The sequence below is a fragment of the Limnobacter thiooxidans genome (assembly GCF_036323495.1).
GTDB lineage: Bacteria > Pseudomonadota > Gammaproteobacteria > Burkholderiales > Burkholderiaceae_B > Limnobacter > Limnobacter thiooxidans.
The window spans coordinates 2,837,990-2,852,996 of the sequence record NZ_AP028947.1; the positions used below are offsets into that span (position 1 = coordinate 2,837,990).

General features: G+C 54.6%; 15 protein-coding genes. 8 read left to right on the forward strand and 7 right to left on the reverse strand.

Annotated features, from left to right (window positions below; genetic code table 11):
* Window positions 1–61: 61 nt before the first annotated feature.
* Genes RGQ30_RS12910 through egtD form a run of 5 tightly spaced genes read left to right on the forward strand, consistent with a single transcriptional unit; the run spans window position 62 to window position 4,506 of the window.
* On the forward strand, window positions 62–937 hold the full coding sequence (locus tag RGQ30_RS12910; protein WP_130557833.1) for a putative selenate ABC transporter substrate-binding protein: 876 nt from the start codon (window positions 62–64) through the stop codon (window positions 935–937).
* Between the two features lie 55 nt (window positions 938–992).
* Entirely contained in the window at window positions 993–1,835 is an 843-nt protein-coding gene (locus RGQ30_RS12915) for a phosphonate ABC transporter ATP-binding protein (RefSeq protein ID WP_338284489.1), read from the forward strand.
* Entirely contained in the window at window positions 1,832–2,680 is an 849-nt protein-coding gene (locus tag RGQ30_RS12920) for a PhnE/PtxC family ABC transporter permease (RefSeq protein ID WP_130557832.1), read from the forward strand. Before RGQ30_RS12915 ends, RGQ30_RS12920 begins: the two co-directional genes overlap by 4 nt.
* Window positions 2,677–3,510: a phosphonate ABC transporter, permease protein PhnE gene (gene phnE, locus RGQ30_RS12925; RefSeq protein WP_130557831.1), complete on the forward strand. Its 834-nt coding sequence runs from the start codon at window positions 2,677–2,679 to the stop codon at window positions 3,508–3,510. The genes RGQ30_RS12920 and phnE overlap by 4 nt, the downstream gene beginning before the upstream one ends.
* 24 nt (window positions 3,511–3,534) lie before the next feature.
* Complete coding sequence (egtD, locus tag RGQ30_RS12930) at window positions 3,535–4,506, forward strand: L-histidine N(alpha)-methyltransferase (RefSeq protein WP_130557830.1); 972 nt, start codon at window positions 3,535–3,537, stop codon at window positions 4,504–4,506.
* 229 nt (window positions 4,507–4,735) lie between these two features.
* Here egtD and RGQ30_RS12935 read toward each other — a convergent pair whose 3' ends face one another.
* The 3 genes from RGQ30_RS12935 to RGQ30_RS12945 all read right to left on the reverse strand — a co-directional run bounded on the left by RGQ30_RS12935 (window position 4,736) and on the right by RGQ30_RS12945 (window position 7,587).
* A complete protein-coding gene (locus RGQ30_RS12935; protein WP_130557829.1) occupies window positions 4,736–5,287 on the reverse strand; it encodes a hypothetical protein in 552 nt (183 codons plus the stop codon).
* A gap of 59 nt (window positions 5,288–5,346) precedes the next feature.
* Window positions 5,347–5,898 (reverse strand): C40 family peptidase, encoded by a 552-nt coding sequence (locus RGQ30_RS12940; RefSeq protein WP_130557828.1) that lies wholly within the window; start codon window positions 5,896–5,898, stop codon window positions 5,347–5,349.
* Between the two features lie 495 nt (window positions 5,899–6,393).
* Window positions 6,394–7,587, reverse strand: a complete 1,194-nt coding sequence (locus RGQ30_RS12945; RefSeq protein ID WP_130557827.1) for a methyltransferase — start codon at window positions 7,585–7,587, stop codon at window positions 6,394–6,396.
* Window positions 7,588–7,703: 116 nt separating this feature from the next.
* Here RGQ30_RS12945 and senB point away from each other — a divergent pair, with 116 nt between their 5' ends.
* The 3 genes from senB to RGQ30_RS12960 are packed head-to-tail and all read left to right on the forward strand — an operon-like array spanning window position 7,704 to window position 11,722.
* Window positions 7,704–8,753 carry a selenoneine biosynthesis selenosugar synthase SenB gene (gene senB / locus RGQ30_RS12950; RefSeq protein WP_130557826.1) on the forward strand — a complete coding sequence of 350 codons (1,050 nt, stop codon included), beginning with the start codon at window positions 7,704–7,706 and terminating at the stop codon, window positions 8,751–8,753.
* Window positions 8,740–11,025, forward strand: coding sequence for a selenide, water dikinase SelD (gene selD, locus RGQ30_RS12955; protein ID WP_130557825.1), 2,286 nt, complete (start codon window positions 8,740–8,742; stop codon window positions 11,023–11,025). The genes senB and selD overlap by 14 nt, the downstream gene beginning before the upstream one ends.
* A gap of 7 nt (window positions 11,026–11,032) precedes the next feature.
* Entirely contained in the window at window positions 11,033–11,722 is a 690-nt protein-coding gene (locus RGQ30_RS12960; RefSeq protein ID WP_130557824.1) for a TVP38/TMEM64 family protein, read from the forward strand.
* A 567-nt stretch (window positions 11,723–12,289) separates the two neighbouring features.
* Here the strand turns inward: RGQ30_RS12960 and RGQ30_RS12965 are convergent.
* The 4 genes from RGQ30_RS12965 to ntrB all read right to left on the reverse strand — a co-directional run bounded on the left by RGQ30_RS12965 (window position 12,290) and on the right by ntrB (window position 15,005).
* Window positions 12,290–12,661, reverse strand: coding sequence for an FKBP-type peptidyl-prolyl cis-trans isomerase (locus tag RGQ30_RS12965; protein WP_130557823.1), 372 nt, complete (start codon window positions 12,659–12,661; stop codon window positions 12,290–12,292).
* A gap of 68 nt (window positions 12,662–12,729) precedes the next feature.
* The gene (gene cynS / locus RGQ30_RS12970) at window positions 12,730–13,173 is read right to left on the reverse strand and encodes a cyanase (protein ID WP_130557822.1); all 444 of its coding nucleotides are present in this window, start codon (window positions 13,171–13,173) and stop codon (window positions 12,730–12,732) included.
* On the reverse strand, window positions 13,170–14,150 hold the full coding sequence (locus tag RGQ30_RS12975) for an ABC transporter ATP-binding protein (RefSeq protein ID WP_130557821.1): 981 nt from the start codon (window positions 14,148–14,150) through the stop codon (window positions 13,170–13,172). The genes cynS and RGQ30_RS12975 overlap by 4 nt, the downstream gene beginning before the upstream one ends.
* Before the next feature lie 6 nt (window positions 14,151–14,156).
* Window positions 14,157–15,005, reverse strand: a complete 849-nt coding sequence (gene ntrB / locus RGQ30_RS12980; RefSeq protein ID WP_298216755.1) for a nitrate ABC transporter permease — start codon at window positions 15,003–15,005, stop codon at window positions 14,157–14,159.
* Window positions 15,006–15,007 lie beyond the last annotated feature (2 nt).

Genomic DNA, 15,007 nt, shown 5'->3' on the forward strand with positions numbered 1-15,007 from the left:
GGTTTGTGCGATTATTAATTCCTGAAAATTTGTCCTTTCGGTCAAAACAAACGAGGTTTCCATGAAAAATTCAGCCCTTTCAATTTCACGCCGACTGTTCTCAGTCGCAGCAATCGCCCTTGCAGTGGGTTTCTCCATGTCTGCACACGCCGAACAGGTATTGAAAGTCACCACCATTCCCGAAGAAGCCGCAACCGAGCAGATTCGCAAGTTCGAGCCTTTGGCCAATTACCTGTCCAAAGCGGTTGGCATGAAAGTGGAATTCACCCCGGTTAGCGACTACCCCGCAGCGGTGGAAGCATTGGTCAACAAGAAAGTCGACCTGGTCTGGTTCGGTGGTTTCACACACGTACAGGCATCACTGCGTTCCGGCGGAAAGGTCATTCCAATTGCCCAGCGTGTTGAAGACACCAAGTTCCAGTCTGTGTTCATCGCCAAAACCGATTCAGGTATCAAAAGCCTTCAGGACATGAAGGGCAAACAAATTTCCTTTGGCTCACAAAGCAGCACTTCTGGCCACTTGATGCCACGCAGCTTCCTGCTGGAAGCAGGCCTGGAACCTGAAAAGGCATTCAAGCGCGTGGCCTATTCCGGTGCACATGATGCAACCATTGCATCTGTAGTCAGCGGCAAGGTGGATGCAGCAGCACTGGACATTACTGTGTGGAAAAAGTTTGTAGCTGAAAATAAGGTTGATACCAAGGCCGTAGACGTTTTCTACACCACACCGCCCTATTACAACTACAACTGGACCGTTCACCAGGACATGCCAGCAGACCTGCGCAAGAAAATCCAGAAAGCGCTGTTTGACCTGGACCCTGCAGTACCAGAGCATGCAGAAATCCTGAAGCTGAACCGCGCAACCCGTTACATCGACACCAAGCCCGAGAACTACAAAGGTTTGGAAAGCGCCGCACGTAGCGCCGGCTTGCTATAATCCAGCGGTTGGGGGGCCAGTCGGCCTCCCACTGTTTCAAAGGGAAGGTTGCGCAGTGAAGCTTCAAATTCAGGACATCAACGCCTGCCATCCCTCTGCACCGCCCGGCAGCGCACCTGCCATCAAGGGCATGAGCCTGCAAATCAACAGCGGCGAACAAATCGCTCTGATCGGCCCCTCTGGTGCCGGCAAAACCACGCTGCTTCAAGTGCTGTCTTGCACATTGAAACCCCAACAGGGCCTGGTTTCGCTGAACGAACAAAACCCTTGGCAGTTGAGTAAACGTCAACTGCAGAAACTTCGCGGTCAACTGATTGTTGCCCCTCAAGTGCCGCCCTTGCCTCCCCGTCAACGGGTTATTACTTCGGTATTGGCTGGACGATTGCCCGCGATGAGCCTGCTTCAAAGCCTGAAATCACTTTTTTATCCAGTGGACATTCCTGCCGCCCACATGGCGCTCAGCAAACTGGATTTACCCGAAAAAATCTTTGAACGGGTTGATCGGCTTTCAGGCGGTGAACGCCAGCGCGTCGGCCTGGCCCGCCTGTTCGTGTCACCAGCCAAACTGTGGTTGGTGGATGAACCACTTTCCGCACTCGACCCCACACGCGCGCGCCTGGCCATGTCGGCGCTCACCGATTCCGCGCAGGAAAAAGGAATTTCACTAATTTGCACCTTGCACCAGGTGGACATGGCGCTGGCCTTTTTCAAGCGCATCATCGGTCTGCGCGACGGGAAAATTGTGTTTGATTTGCCCACAGAACAAGTCACCCCGGCCATGCTGAAATCGCTGTATGCCCAGTACGAACATGAATTGCTGGGTCAGCCCGACCGTGAACTGATTGAAAAGCAATTCGAGCGTACAACGCCCACAGTGGTGGTCAACAATTGTCGATGAGCAGCCTGCCAGTACACAACCCCCGGTTCGATGTACCTTTGCGCGACCCGGCTTGGCACCAGCGCCTGTTCTGGATGATATTCGCTTTGCTGTTGCTGTGGCCTCTGACAGAAGCCACTGAGTTCCGGCCATCGGTGTTGTTCGAGCCAGAAAACATGAAAATCACAGCCAACTTCATTGGCAGCTTTTTCCCGCCCGTTCTGGAACCCGACCTGCTGGCCCGCATTCTTCGAGAAACCTGGAAAACCGTGGCCATCGCCACAGCCGGCATGGTGCTGGCTTTGTTGATCGCTTTTCCGCTGACCATCATTTCGACCCGCGTGTTGTCCGTGTCGGCCATTTCAGGGCGAATGGCTGCGCTGCCATTTGTCGTGCGCCAAATAGTCCGCTGGACACTCATTGTTCTGCGAAGCATTCCCGAACTGGTGTGGGCCCTGGTGTTTGTTCGTGTGGTCGGTTTGGGCCCTACGGCAGGGGTATTGGCCATTGCGCTGACCTATGGTGGCATGCTGGGCAAGGTGTACGGTGAAATTCTGGAAAGCGGCGAAACCACAGCCACTGAAACCTTGTTGCGCAATGGTGGCAGCCGCCTGCAGGCTTTCTTTTATGGCCTGCTGCCACAAAATGTGATGGAGTTGACCTCGTACACTGTGTATCGCTGGGAATGCGCCATTCGTTCATCCGTGGTTCTCGGCTTCGTGGGTGCAGGCGGCTTGGGTCAGGAACTCGACAACTCCATGAAAATGTTCAATGGTGGCGAAGTGGCCACCATGTTGATGGTATTCATTCTGCTGGTGGCTCTGGCCGATGCAGTCAGTGCGTTTTTCAGGAATCGCCTGATATGAGCATTCAAACAGCTGTCTCCAACCGGGCACCCGACTGCCCAGCCAAGGCGCCCCCCGTGATGAAGGGTGGTACGGCCGCCCTGTTGCTCGGCATGTTGATGCTGGTGTTTGCCAGTTTCTGGACCTTGAATCTGAAATGGGGAGAATTTCTTTCGCTTGAGGCCTTTGCATCCATGGGACGCTTTCTGGGAGAGTTTTTCCCGATGGATACCCAGGTTGCATTTTTGAAACGCGTCGGTTGGGGCACCCTTGAAACCCTTGCCATGTCACTCTTGGGTACCGCACTGGCGGCACTCGCCGGGCTGGCCCTGGCCATTCCCGCCAGCAAATTGCACAGCAACGACAAAAGTACCCTGCGCACCCCCACCCGTTGGGTGCTCAATGCCCTGCGCTCGATCCCCGAGCTTGTGTGGGCAGCGCTGCTGCTTATTTCAGCCGGGCTTGGGCCTTTCGCGGGTACGCTGGCATTGGCCTTTCACACCACTGGTGTACTGGGCAGGCTGTTTGCAGAATCGATCGAGAATGCGCCACCCGAACCTGCAGATGCCTTGCGCGCGCAGGGAACAGGTAACCTGATGGTGTTCTATTTCACCACCTTGCCGCAGGTGCTACCGCAATTGATGAGCTACACCCTTTACCGCTGGGAAAACAACATCCGCGCCGCCGCTGTGCTGGGCGTGGTGGGTGCAGGCGGCCTCGGGCAGCTGCTGTCGTTTCACATGGGTTTGTTCCAGATGGGCAAAACCGCCACCATTCTGGCAGCCATGTTATTGCTGGTTGCCCTTGTTGACAGCCTGAGCTATCACCTGCGCCGCAAGATGACCCGCTAAGCGACCAACAAGACATTTGAAGTCATGACCACCACACCGCAATTTATCCAGATTTATCAGGCGCAGGCCGAACACATTCGTGAAGAATTGCTCAGCGGACTGCGTGCCACCAAGGCGTACGCTTCCCCGAAATATCTGTACAACGAGCTGGGCTCAAAACTGTTTGAGGCCATTACCTGCATTCCTGAGTACTATCCCACCCGCACTGAAGCCAGAATATTCGACGAACATGCGCACGACATGGCAAAACTGCTGCCGCACGGGTGCGTGCTGATTGATCTGGGCGCAGGCAATTGCGAGAAGGCTGTTCGCCTGTTTCCGGTATTTCAGCCAGCCCGATATGTCGCGGTTGACATCTCGGTGGACTTTTTGAAAGTGGCGCTGGAACGCTGGCAGCGCCAGTTTCCAACTCTGGAAATGACCGGTGTCGGCATGGACTTTTCCAGCCAATTGATATTGCCCGCAGACCTGGCCTTGAAGCCAACACAGGCCAGGGTCATGTTCTATCCCGGGTCCAGTATTGGCAACTTCACCCCCGAAGAAGCCTTGCTGTTTCTAAAACAGGTGCAATCGGCTTGTTCCGTTGTTGACGGGGGTGGCTTGCTGATTGGTGTAGATCTGGTGAAAAGCAAAGGGGTACTGGAAGCGGCTTACGACGATGCACTGGGCATCACTGCAGCTTTCAACCGCAACATGCTGCTGCATTTCAACACACTGGCTGGCACCAACTTCAAGCTGGAAGACTGGAAACACATCGGCCTTTACAACACCGAGCTGAACCGGATCGAGATGCACCTGGAAGCACTTCGGGATTTGACCGTGACCTGGGAAGGTGGGGAACGTCACTTTACAGAAGGTGAACGTATTCACACCGAAAATTCCTACAAATGGACCCTAAAAGGATTTGAGGAATTGTTGAAACAGGCCGGGTTTTCAGCTTGCAAGGCTTACACGGATACGGAGCAAAAGTTTGCGGTGTTTTGGGCGAAGGCTTGAGGTTACGATTGCTTTGGTTGTTCGCCAACTTGGCGCTGCCTGCCTGTTCTGCACTGAAAACCGCGTAATCCCTTTTTGCATTCATCCTGACTCACCGAACTCGGCAAGAAAGATGGCCGAATTCGGTGTCGGCCAAAGGCCGAACGCTGCGGCTGAATTCAAACGGGGCGGTTTTCTTCAAGTGCAGAACTGCCAAACTCGCCGCCAAGCTGGCGGAAAAAGCACCGCCTCAGTTTTGCGGGAGCATCGTTTCCGCGGCGGGCACCTCAGACCACTTTCGGCAAGGCCATTTCCAATAACCAGGAGCTCCCCACCAAATTGCCTCAATGGTGACCGGGTTATTTGAGCGAATGTGCACCTCATCAATTACGCTTCCCTCTGGATAAAAATATCTCTTCTTGTCAGGATGATTGGCGAAACCAAGCGAGGCAAACGTTTCGCCTTTCACTGTTGGCGATCCGGTGAAGGAATACACCAAATCTATCCAGCCTAGTTTGTTGTTGTGAACTCTTACGTCGAAAAGCAGCACCTTACCCGTCTGCTTGTTTCGGGGAAGCCACCGGTTCCAGGATTCGGGATGCTCGTCCTTATTAGTCAAGTCCACAAAATCAAAATCAGCCCGTTTCAAAAGCATATGGACATAGTAAATAGACGGGGAGACATTAAATGGCCTGGTGAGTTTGAGCTGTTTCCATTCGGGACCCACTTGAATTGGACCGGCAATCTCGGCATCTTGGGGTGACTGGGTTCGTAACCAACACAATGGGTCTGCCATTGCCAAAGCTGGCCCCAAAAACAGTATAAGTAGCGCTGCAATACGTGGCCAGGAACAACTTACCCTCATGACTTAAGCGCCTTCACGAACTTGAGCGACTCACTTTTTACCAAACCGCCGGGACTGACTGCGTGAGCTGGATATTTAGTAACAAACAAGCCTGCCATTTCAAAAGCACGAACAATCAATTCACTGCAATAAAACTGACTGTCGTGAGCCGACTGATCCTTTAAAACCTCGTCTGCCACCTCAATCAGTACCGTAGCAGGCAACAAGCGCTTTACATTTGAACAACCCGAACTGATTGCTGACCGAACAGCCCCACGGAAATCATATGGCTTGCCCTCGTATCTAATGATCGAATTACAAACCTTATCTGCATAAAAATGGGTTATGCCTCGATAACGGAACAGGTCCACTTTGGTTGCACCATTTAATACTTCTGACAAGGCAACGCGAGCAACGCCAAATTGCGGCGTTGCCTCTATACAGAAACTATTGTTCAAAACCAAAATGGCGTGACTATAGGAAGCACACGTCACACCCTGAATACCTCTGGATTGCAAATTACCGGAATTGGTAACAATAATGTCGGCGGCTTGAATGGATGAAAGCATGTTGGGCTGGCGAAAAGAAAAGTTGAGGAGGCGACCGTAGCATATTGACCAGCAGGGGGAAAAATACTTAAACCCATGTGATGGATGTTATCCCCCGCCAAAAAAAGCCAGAAAACCATATGACTACCAGCGCTCTAGGGGCTCTTGCCGCACGCCTTGCCGTGAATACGTCACGCTAGGGATTCAAGCAACAGGCTGAGGAATTAGTCCTCTTGAAATTGCCCTGCGACAGTGCTCTAAAGGTACAAACGACCATGTACTGCTGCCACTTTGCACGAGTTCTGTCCCAATCAGCAGCGATGTTTCAATCGCTTCGCCTTCAAGAAAATCTGCCCGTTTGAATTCACACGCCACGTCCGGCGTTCAGCCGACACCGGGTTCGGCCATCTCTTTTGCCGAACCTCGGTGAGTCAGTGTGAATTTCAAACAGGGATCAACAGATTTTCAGGCGAGGGATTGGAATTCGCGCTGATTGGAACAGAACCCGATGACAGCTCAAGCAGCCGCAAGCCGCCACAAGCTGGTCATTTCCTTGCACCGTGCGTCAAACAGGCCATCGGTGTTGTCAAACGCCTTGCCGTGTTTGGGCTTGGCATCTAGACGACCTGCCACTTTCAAACCGGCGGCTTCAATCCAGCCCAGCAATTCTTCACGCGTGCGCAAATTCAAGTGCTCAGCCAGGTCTGACAAAATCAACCAACCTTCGCCACCCGCATTCAGGTGGGCCGCCAAGCCGGCCAGAAACGCTTTCAGCATGCCGCTGTTTTCATCGTAAATGGCGCGCTCGATTGGCGACGTTGGCTTGCCCGGCAACCAGGGTGGATTGCACACAACCAGATCGGCCTTGCTTTCGGGAAACAGATCCGCTTCAAGCACCTTGATCTGTTTGCCCATGCCCAGGTTTTGAATATTGAATCGGGCGCATTCGAGTGCACGAGGGTCGTTGTCGGTGGCCACAATATTGCTCAACCAGCGCTGGGCCAACACTGCTGCCAATACGCCTGTGCCTGTACCCACATCCACTGCAGAACCATTCACTTCGCAGGCTTTTGGCAATGGCGCCTTCAGCACCAGGTCAACATACTCGCCACGCACTGGCGAAAACACGCCGTAGTAAGGGTGAATGCGGTTGCTGGGTGGATCGCCCAAGGCAGACACTTCCACCCCTTTCTTGCGCCATTCATAGGCACCAACAACACCCATCATTTCGCGCAGGGAAGTCACAATCATCGGGCCATCGGCTTGCGGCTCACCCCAGGCTTCAGTGCAGGCTGCCAACACATCAGGTGCACGGCGCAAGGGGATGCTGTAATCGGCATTGAACGGAATCAGGATTGAACCCAGAATTCGGGCACGCTGGGCCTGGGCCTGGCGATACAAGTGAAACTTCTGGGGATAAGCCACATCGGCCTTGCCTGATTTGGCGGCTTTCTCGCGCTTGTGTTCCGCATTTTTATCCACCCGGCGCACCAGGGCCTGCATCAACTGGCGGGCATTCTGAAAATCGCTTTGCCACAACAGGGCGGTGCCCTCGCAGGCCATGCGATAAGCCATGTCCGCAGTCAACGTGTCGTCCGCCAAAACAACTTTGCCCGGCACAGCCAAATGCCGCTCGGAAACCCAACGTGCATTGAATGTTTCATCACCCTTGGACCATTGGATTACAGGGGTTTCATTGGCTGCTTGCATGCGTATTCTCGTGGTGATGGGCGGGTGGGATCGTGTAAACTGCTCTGGACTCGCAGTGTACCACCTCGGTGGCCTGCACCCTGAGACCTCCTGTTTCACATAGAGCGACTGTTGTCTTGAGCAAACCCCGCATTGCCATTGTCAGCCCTGCCCTTGCTGACGCCAACAACGGCAACTGGCAAACTGCCCGTCGCTGGCAGCTGTTTATGTCTGAACATTTTGATGTCCGTGTTGTAAAAACCTGGGAAGACTCAGATCAAACACAACAAGACGTCGCGCTGATTGCACTGCATGCACGCAGGTCCGCAGACTCGGTTCAGGCCTGGGCAACAAGTCGTGGATTGGCCGCAGGATCAAGTCCTGGCTTGATCGTGGCACTGACAGGCACCGACCTGTACCGTGATATTGAAACCGACAAAGCAGCACAGGATTCGCTTGAACTGGCCCAACACCTGATTGTGTTGCAAGAAAAGGGCGTCGAGAAGCTGGGTGAAAAGCTGCAAAGCAAAACCTCGGTGATTTTTCAGTCCACCACTTCACGCAAAACCCTGGCAAAACCCAAACGCAGATTGAAAGTGGTGATGGTGGGGCACCTGCGAGATGAAAAAATGCCCCAAACCCTGATGGAAGTGGCCGTGTTACTGCGCGGCTATGGCGACATTTACATCGATCACATTGGCGGCCCGCTCGACCCGGAACTGGCACAGGCTGCCCAGGACACCATGCAGGTGTGCCCCAACTACCGATGGCTGGGCAATCTGCCCCACGGTACAACCCGCACTCGAATCCAGCGCGCACACGTGCTGGTGCATGCCAGCAAGATGGAAGGTGGCGCACATGTCATCATGGAAGCCGTGTGCAGTGGCACACCCGTGGTGGCCAGTTTCATTGACGGCAACATCGGAATGCTGGGCACAAACTATCCCGGCTACTTCCCCATGGGTAATTCCCATGCGTTGGCCAACATGCTGACTCAATTGCAGGAAGACATCGTCAACCCAAAACCCCTGCCACCGGGAAAGTCCAGCCTGTATACCAAACTGAACAACCAGTGTGCCGAACGTGCAAAACTATTCGCACCGGAAAACGAACAAAACCAGTTAATTCGACTCGTACAACGGGCCATTCAATACAACACAGTAGCAACAAGCCATGCAAACATCTGAACAACCCATTCTTCGTGACATCGTGCTGGTCGGCGGCGGTCACAGCCACGTGGGGGTACTGCGCATGTTTGGCATGAAGCCTTGGCCTGGTGTTCGGCTGACCCTGATCTGCACCGACATTCACACCCCCTATTCCGGCATGCTGCCTGGCTACATTGCCGGGCACTACAGCTACGACGATGTGCACATCGACTTGGGGAGACTCTGTGCTTTTGCGGGCGCCCGTTTGTTCAAGGACGAAGTGGTTGGCATTGACCGGGCCAATCAGAAAGTGATTTGCAAGAACCGACCACCCGTGGCGTACGACGCGCTTTCGATCAACATTGGCAGCACACCCCAGGTGCAGTTAGTGCCCGGCGCACTGGAACATGCAGTGCCCGTCAAACCCATTGCAAAATTCAACCAGCGTTGGCTGAATTTGCTGGACCGTGTGAAAACCCACGCAGGCAAAACCACCATTGCAGTGGTGGGCGGCGGCGCAGGTGGCGTTGAACTGCTGCTGGCCATGCAGTTTCGCTTGCGCAATGAACTGAAAACCATGGGTCGAAATCCCGATGAACTGGAGTTTCACCTGTTCACCGCGGACGCCGATGTACTGCCTACCCACAACCCCGGTGTGCGGGCACGGTTTGAAAAAGTGCTGAATGCACGTGGCGTTGTGCTTCACCGCGACGCTGAAGTGGTGCAACTGGATGGCCACACGCTGCAAACCCGGCAAGGCGAACGTTTGCACGCCGATGAAATCATGTGGGTGACGCAAGCCGGTGGCGCAGCCTGGTTGAAAAACACCGACCTGGAACTGGACAACCGTGGTTTTGTGAATGTGGGCCCCACCCTGCAAACCAGCCGCGACCCGAAAATTTTTGCAGCTGGCGACATTGCCAATCTGACCAGCACACCGCTTGAAAAGGCGGGCGTGTTTGCCGTGCGGATGAGCAAACCCCTGGCCAAAAACCTGCACCTGTTTGTTCAAGGTGCTGCGCTGAAGGAATACCACCCACAGAAAACATGGCTGGCCCTGATCAGTACAGGTGACCAGTATGCGGTGGCCTCGAAGGGCTTGCTGGGCTTTGCAGGGGCCTGGGTGTGGCAGTGGAAAGACTGGATTGACCGCCGCTTCATGGCGAAATTCAGTGAATTCCCCGAGATGGATCCGAATGCGAAACCTGCCGGTGGGAATACACCCAACCTTGCACTCACCCAGGAAGAAAGCCTGCAAGCCATCTCCGCCATTGCCATGCGCTGTGGCGGTTGCGGAGCCAAGGTGGGTTCCACGGTGTTGTCTCGCGCCTTGGGCAACCTCAAGCCCGTGGACCGCGCCGATGTGCTGGTGGGCTTGCATGCACCCGATGACGCTGCCATTGTCAAAGTGCCCCCCGGCAAGGCCATGGTGCACACCGTCGATTTTTTCCGTGCCTTTGTAGACGACCCCTACGTGTTTGGAAAGGTAGCAGCCAACCACGCACTGGGCGACGTGTTTGCCATGGGTGGTGAGGCGCAATCGGCCACCGCCGTGGTGACCGTGCCGCCCGGGCTGGAATCGAAAGTGGAAGAACTGCTATTCCAGATGATGAGCGGCGCAGTGGAAGTATTGAACGAAGCCGGTTGCGCCTTGGTGGGTGGCCACACCGGAGAAGGTCGAGAACTTGCACTGGGTTTTGCAATCAATGGCCTGGTCGATGAAAACCTCAACGGTGTCATGATCAAGGGTGGCATGCGTCCCGGCGATGTCATTTTGCTGACCAAACCGATTGGCACTGGAACCCTGTTTGCCGCGCTGCCCCAACTGAAAACCAAGGGCCGCTGGATCGACGCAGCCCTGGAATCGATGGTGAAAAGCAACCGCCTGGGTGCACAGTGCCTGCGTGAACATGGCTCCAAAGCCTGCACCGACCTGACCGGCTTTGGCTTGCTGGGCCACCTGGTGGAAATGACAAGGCCTTCGGAAGTGGATGCAGAACTGGACCTGAGCGCCCTGCCCTTGCTGGACGGCGCGCTTGACATGGTGAATGCAGGTATTGTGAGTTCGCTACAACCAGCCAACGTGCGCTTGCGCCGCGCCATTCGCAACCAGGCTGAGTACGCGAACGACCCGCGCTACCCCTTGATATTCGATCCTCAAACTGCGGGTGGATTATTGGCCACCGTGCCAGGCGATCAAGCCGAAGCCTGCGTGGCCGCCTTGAAAAAACTGGGCTATGAGCACACCGCGATCATTGGCCGGATTTTGCCGCAAGGTGATGCGCTTGAACCCATCGTATTGAAAGGCTGAACACAGCATGCCAGTCACTTTGCTGAAACACTGGAAAAAAAGCGCGCTGCTGCTTGTGGCCGCGCTTTTTCTCTGGGTGTGGCTCAGCATGGATGTGTCACTTCAAGACATGCTGATGGCCCAGCGCGAGTTGGCCATGCACTTCATGGAACACCCCACACTGGTCACCCTGATTTACTTCAGCCTGTTCGTGGTCATTACTGCCCTTTGCCTGCCCGGCGCTGGTGTACTGATGCTGGTGGGCGGCGGTTGCATGGGCTTTGGGCTGTGTATTGTGGTGTCCACTGCTGCCTCAGCCTTGGGCGCATTGCTGACTTTTCTGGCCGCACGCTTTCTTTTCCGTGAATCAGTTGAGCAGCGCTTCGCAGCGAAACTGCTGGAAATCAATCGGGGCATCGAAAAGAATGAGGTGGTCTACCTGCTGAGTTTGAGGCTGGCACCCATCATTCCATTTGTGGCCTTCAACCTGCTGGCCGGGCTGACACGGGTGAAGCCCTGGACCTTTTTGTGGACCAGCTTTCTGGGCATGCTGCCCGGTACTGTGCTGTATGTGAATGCAGGTCATGAACTGTCGAAAGTCAGCCAGTTGGGCGAACTGATTTCCACTGAGGTGGTGGTGTCATTGACCGCACTGGCGCTGGTACCGTTTCTGATTCAGTGGGCAGCGAAGCAAATTCAACAGCGCAAGACTGCTTAGCTCTATCGGCGCAGCTTATCCACTATCCACTCCGCTATCGGCGCAGCGACTCAGCCAACTCGTCGTGGTTTACTCATGCCGCACTGAAAACCGCTTCTCCCTTCTTGAATCAAGGCCCTCGATTCACCCAAGCCCCGACAAAAAAGCGCGGTCGGGGCTGGGTGTCGCCCGCAGGGCGACCATCGAAACCTTGTTCAAGCCGGGGCGGTTTTCTTGAATGTGCGGCACAAGCAAATCCACTGACGAGTCGGCTTACCGCAGCCGTGAGCCAGCAGAAGTGAGACAGCTTCAGGGTCAGAACAGAACCAGCAAGCTGAGTTGAACCTGCAAGCAGAACTGAACATTCAAGTTGTCGCACGCTGACCAATCGGAAAACTTGCCGGCTTTGTGTGCAGAGTCAAGCGGTCGCGACAGCGAAAGCAAGTCCCGACTTTCTGTTTTGTCGGGGCTTGCTTAGTGAGACACAAGCACAAAGACGAAGCAGCAAGTTTTCGGTCAGCGGTGACAATTGAAGTTCAGTGCAATGAACTTCAAGTTCGATTCAATGAGCTTGAAGTTCAGTTCAAATTATCGAATGTCGAACAACTCAACATCAAAAATCAGGTCGGTGTTGCCAGGGATGGGGCCCGCACCACGCGCACCATAAGCAGTGTCGGATGGGCAAAACACGATTGCGCGGTCACCCACCACCATTTCACACAGGGCCTGTGTCCAGGCTGGAATCACGCGATTCAGCGGGAAGGAAATTTTCTCGTTGCGCTTGATGGAGCTGTCGAACACCTTACCATCAAGGAAAGTGCCTTCGTAATGCACTTCAACAATCGAATTGGGCGTGGGCTTCTGGGTACCAGTACCACGCTTCTTGAAAGTCAGCTTGACGCCAGAAGGTAGTACGAGTTCGTCGCCAGCAGCGGCGTTGTTGGTAGTTGAATCGGTCACAGCTTTACCTCAGGGTCAGAATTGAAACAGGCGTCCATTCTAACCCGAGGTGTTCCTGTGCCTTGAAATCAATAGGTTTTATAGGGCAGGAATTTTCCGCTCATGTTGATGCTGACGCGGTCGCCCATGGCATTGGGTTCGCGCTGCAAATCCATCTTGAAGTCAATCGCGCTCATGATGCCATCACCAAACTCTTCGTGGATCAGTTCCTTGAAGGTGGTGCCGTACACGCTGATCAATTCATAAAAGCGGTAGATCAGCGGGTCGGTGGGCACGGCTGTGGGCAGTGAACCTTTGTAGGGCACCACTTGCAGGCAGTCCACTGCGTCGGCGGGCAGGCCCAGGTATTCACCAATATTCTTGGCCTGCTCTTCAGTCAGGGTCATCTGGCCCAGCAAGGCGGCTGTGCTCCATTCCTTGGACTGGCCCAGTACTTTGGCACAGTCGTCCCAAGTGCATTTCTTCTTGCGCTTGGCCAATACAATCATTTCGGTGACGTCGGTTCGTTTCATGGTGCACTCCTTTGAAGCAAATTAAGTGAAGGTGTTGTGTCTGTGGCAGCCAGGGCTTTCAAGCCGGGGCGTACCACTGTGGGTTGTTGATGCTGTGCAGCCACCGCGGCATTACCGGCCAAGCGAGAAGCGGCTTCTTCTGGGGCAGGCGAAGCACGGTGCACCAGAAAATCCACCAGGTGGTTGCGAATGGCGTAGTACTGCGGGTCGTGGTGCACGGTGCTGCGGCTGCGTTCGCGCGGCATGGTGTTCTCCACAATCTCGGCAATGCGCGCACGTGGGCCGTGGCTCATCAGCATGACTTTGTCGGCCAGCAAAATGGCCTCGTCCACATCGTGGGTGATCATGAACACGGTTTGGCCGGTGGCTTTCACGATTTGCAGCAACTCGTCCTGAATGGTGCCGCGTGTCAGTGCGTCGAGCGCGCCAAACGGTTCGTCCAGCAACAGCATTTGCGGTTGAATGGCGAACGCCCGGGCAATGCCCACGCGCTGCTTCATACCACCGGAAAGTTCATGCGGCTTTTTTTGTGCTGCCTTGCCCAAACCCACCATGTCCAGGTACTTCATGGCATGTGCGCTGATTTCCTCAGGGGACTTTTCCGGCCAGCGAGAGCGCACACCGAATTCAACGTTTTTCAGTGCGCTCATCCAGGGCATCAAGGCATGGCTTTGAAACACCACGCCACGATCAAGCGATGGGCCGACCACTTCCTTGCCATTCATGATGACGTAGCCCTGTGTGGCTTCATCCAGACCGGCCAGGATGTTCAGAATGGTGCTTTTGCCGCAACCGGAATGGCCGATGATGCAAACAAACTCACCCTTTTGAATATCAAAGTTCACAGCCTCAAAAACAGGTGCAACTTTCGGATCCTGAGGCGCATAACTTTTTACCAAACCTTCGACCTGAAGGAAGGGTGCCACCAAGTCAGGGGCGATGGCGTAGGGTTGCGCTGTTGTTTGTTCAGTCGTCATTGTTCTTTACTCCTTGTAGCTGACGAGGCGGGCCATGCGGGCCAGCAGCGTGTCCAGCAACATGCCGATCAAGCCGATGAACAGAATTGCGCTGATGATGTTGGCAATCGACAGGTTGTTCCATTCGTTCCACACGAAGTAACCAATGCCTGTACCACCGACCAGCATTTCCGCTGCCACAATCACCAGCCAGGCAATGCCCACCGAAATCCGCATACCGGTCATGATGGTGGGTGCAGCCGCTGGAAGAATCACTTGAAATGCTGTACGCAAGGCACTCACTTCCAGAGTTTTGGCCACGTTCAGCCAGTCACGGCGCACACCCGCCACGCCGAAGGCGGTGTTCACCAACATCGGCCAGATTGAACAGATGAAAATCACAAAAATCGCAGAGATATCGCTGTCCTTGATGGTGTACAAAGCCAGCGGCATCCACGCCAGGGGCGACACAGGCTTCAAGATTTGAATGAAGGGGTCAAGTGCCTTGTAAAGCAAAGGCGACATACCGATCAGGAAACCCAAAGGAATCGCCACCAAGGCCGCCAGACCAAAACCCACCAGCACCCGGAAAATGGAATAGCCCAGTTGAATGCCAATGCCTTTGTCGTTGGTACCGCGGTCATAAAACGGATCGCTGACATGGCCCCACAGTTTTTCACCCACATCGCCCGGTGTGGGCAAAGGGGTTTTGCTGCCAGTGGATGCAGCCTGCCCCACCAGCGCTGCATACTCGGGGTCCACGTTAACGGCCGCCTGTTCAGGCAATGTGGCAACGGTCCAGATGGCAATCAGCACCACCAGAATCAATCCCGACAAAGCCCAGGGCGCCCACTTTTGCTTCCTGAAGTCTTTCATGC

Bases quoted from the DNA above. Each gene is read 5' to 3' on its own strand.
- egtD (WP_130557830.1), top strand. From the start codon at position 3,535: ATGACCACCACACCGCAATTTATCCAGATTTATCAGGCGCAGGCCGAA.
- RGQ30_RS12940 (WP_130557828.1), bottom strand. From the start codon at position 5,898: ATGCTTTCATCCATTCAAGCCGCCGACATTATTGTTACCAATTCCGGT.
- phnE (WP_130557831.1), top strand. From the start codon at position 2,677: ATGAGCATTCAAACAGCTGTCTCCAACCGGGCACCCGACTGCCCAGCC.
- RGQ30_RS12975 (WP_130557821.1), bottom strand. From the start codon at position 14,150: ATGACGACTGAACAAACAACAGCGCAACCCTACGCCATCGCCCCTGAC.
- RGQ30_RS12960 (WP_130557824.1), top strand. From the start codon at position 11,033: ATGCCAGTCACTTTGCTGAAACACTGGAAAAAAAGCGCGCTGCTGCTT.
- RGQ30_RS12920 (WP_130557832.1), top strand. From the start codon at position 1,832: ATGAGCAGCCTGCCAGTACACAACCCCCGGTTCGATGTACCTTTGCGC.
- RGQ30_RS12910 (WP_130557833.1), top strand. From the start codon at position 62: ATGAAAAATTCAGCCCTTTCAATTTCACGCCGACTGTTCTCAGTCGCA.
- ntrB (WP_298216755.1), bottom strand. From the start codon at position 15,005: ATGAAAGACTTCAGGAAGCAAAAGTGGGCGCCCTGGGCTTTGTCGGGA.
- RGQ30_RS12945 (WP_130557827.1), bottom strand. From the start codon at position 7,587: ATGCAAGCAGCCAATGAAACCCCTGTAATCCAATGGTCCAAGGGTGAT.
- selD (WP_130557825.1), top strand. From the start codon at position 8,740: ATGCAAACATCTGAACAACCCATTCTTCGTGACATCGTGCTGGTCGGC.
- cynS (WP_130557822.1), bottom strand. From the start codon at position 13,173: ATGAAACGAACCGACGTCACCGAAATGATTGTATTGGCCAAGCGCAAG.